Annotated in this window: 1 protein-coding gene; it reads left to right on the forward strand. The window is 71.8% G+C overall.

Annotated features, from left to right (window positions below; genetic code table 11):
* Positions 1 to 330: GntR family transcriptional regulator (locus tag QWI17_RS03255; protein ID WP_302721069.1), on the forward strand; the 330-nt coding region annotated here is incomplete at both ends.

Here is a 330-nt window from a genome sequence, read left to right on the forward strand (position 1 = left end):
CGAACAGCGCCTGCCCCCCGGCAGCCTGCTGCCCGAGCAGGCGTTGGGCCAGGCGTTTGGGGTCAGCCGTACCGTGATCCGCCGCGTGCTCGGGCGCCTGTGTGACCAGCAAGTGGTGGTGCAGCGCCCTAGCCACACCGCGCACCTGGCAGCCCCCGACCCCGAGCAGGCGCGGCAGGTGCTCAGTGCCCGGCGGCTGGCGGAGACCACCCTGATCACCCTGGCCGCACAGCGCGCCCGCCCTGCGCAGATACGTCAACTGCGCCAGTTGGTTGAACGTGAGCGCCAGCACCATGAAAGTGGCGAGCGTTGCGCGGCGATCCGCCTGGG

This window comes from Gilvimarinus gilvus (genome assembly GCF_030518155.1).
Lineage (GTDB): Bacteria > Pseudomonadota > Gammaproteobacteria > Pseudomonadales > Cellvibrionaceae > Gilvimarinus > Gilvimarinus gilvus.